We start from the raw sequence: 1,863 nt of genomic DNA, 5'->3' as shown, positions 1-1,863 counted from the left end.
CTGCCGCGCCGTCGCCCTGATAGGTGACCGCTTCCAGAGAAGGCGCGTCCGGCGCTGCAAGCACCGCCTGGCACTCCTTCGGCAAATTGGCCATGGTCATCAGATCGCGCGCTTTCGGCGCATCCGGGTTCTTGTTGGGCCGCCACGGCTCCTCGGTGAACCACCAGGCAAGCGGTTTGCCGCAGCCGTCATCGGCCGGCGTCGCCTCCTGCGCCTTGCAGCCAGGCGAGCCCGCCTGGCAGCCGATACGCATGTGGAAATGATAGTCATGGCCCCAGAACGGCCGGATCTTGCGCAGCCAGGAGCGATCGCCAGTGACCGTGTCGCAAAGTTTCTTCTTGATGCCCGGATTGACCAGGATGCGCTCGACCTCAGGGTAGCTCGCCGCACGCTTCAAAAGCCGCGTATGGGACGGCGTCCACAGCGCGTCCTTCACCAGATGCGTCTTCTCGTCGACCATCAGCGTCGCGCTCATGCTCTCGCGCTGCGCCATGGTCAGCGGCCGCCGCGGCATCGGCGTCAGCCAGATGTCGGCATCGAGGCCGATCTGGTGCGAGGCATGGCCGGTCGTCATCGGGCCGCCGCGCGGCTGCGAGACATCGCCGACCAGCAGCCCCGGCCAGCCATCCGCCTGGGCGTCTCGAGCGAGCTTCTCGATCAGCGCAATCATCGCCGGATGGCCCCAGCGGCGGTTTCGCGAGGGGCGCATCACCTCCCAGCTCGGCCCGTCCACCGGCAAGGCGACGCCGCCGGTGAAGCAGCCTCTTGAGTAAAAGCCGAACGATTGCGCGTGCGCCACCGCCGGCAGCTTCTTGGCGCCGAACAGGTCTTTTGCGCGCGGTTCGGCCGAGATCGCGGCCGCCGCCAGCCCGGCTAAGGTCACCAGGGCAAGCGCGGCGGTCAGGAACGGCTTCCTGTCGGGCAGCGGTCGCAACGTCATCAGGTCGGGTCCCCTCTCCAGTGGCGCGACGCAATCTCAGGCGGCATGCTAAAACATGTCTCCCGAAAGTGGGACCCGGTTTCGGGATAAAGACATGCATAAAATCAAAACTGGAGCGCATGGAGCGAAGCTGAAAGATTCGCGACGCAGTTCAGGCGCGAATCATATCACGCCATGCACGTCGCTTCGCTCACGAGCGTTTCATCGGACTGCGCGGCTGTCCGTCTCGCCAGTTGCCGTCGGCCCACATCCGCTCCAGCGCCACCCGGTAATTCGGCAAACGAAAGCTGTAGCCTGCCGCTTTGATCGCCGCGTTGGCGACGCGCTTGTTTTCGCCGTAGAAGGACCGCGCCATGGGCGAAAGTTGCGCGGTTTCGAAGGGGATTTCCGGCGGCGCCTCCACGCCCATCACCCCGGCGGCGTAGGCGACGACATCCTGCGGCGGCGCCGGCTCGTCGTCGGTGACATTGAAGATGCCGCCGCGATTGCTATCGGCCAGGTGCCACAGGGCGCCGGCGATGTCGTCGCAATGGATGCGGTTGAAGACCTGGCCGGGCTTGACCAGCCGCCTCGCGGTGCCGTCCTCGAGATTGGCCAGCGCGTTGCGGCCCGGGCCGTAAATACCGGAAAGCCGCAGGATCGCTACCGGCTTTCCGATTTCCCGCCCAAGAGCCAGCCATTCCTGTTCGGCCGCCACCCGCATTACCGAGCGCTTCGAAACCGGCCTGCACTCGGCGCTCTCGTCGACCCAGGCGCCGCCATGGTCGCCGTAGACGCCGACGGTGGAAAGATAGCCGATCCATTGGAGCGCCGGCATCTTGGCCCGGATCGCCTCGCCTGCCGCGTTGAGCACCGGATCGCCCGCTTCGTCCGGAGCGACCAAGACGATGAGATGTGTTGTGTGCCGAAGCGCATCGCTGATT

General features: G+C 65.9%; 2 protein-coding genes. Both read right to left on the bottom strand.

All coding sequences use genetic code 11. The annotated features are described in order from the left end of the window. Nucleotides 1-940: penicillin-insensitive murein endopeptidase (gene mepA / locus EOA60_RS31080; RefSeq protein ID WP_164899697.1), on the bottom strand; the 940-nt coding region annotated here is incomplete at its 3' end. A gap of 190 nt (nt 941-1,130) precedes the next feature. After that, nucleotides 1,131-1,863, bottom strand: a 733-nt coding sequence (locus tag EOA60_RS31075; protein WP_164899696.1) for an SDR family oxidoreductase, incomplete at its 5' end; no start/stop codon positions are given.

The sequence above is a fragment of the Mesorhizobium sp. M1A.F.Ca.IN.020.06.1.1 genome (assembly GCF_004023265.1).
Lineage (GTDB): Bacteria > Pseudomonadota > Alphaproteobacteria > Rhizobiales > Rhizobiaceae > Mesorhizobium.
The sequence above is the reverse complement of the archived record's forward strand: the minus strand, read 5'-3'. Positions and strand labels throughout refer to the sequence as shown.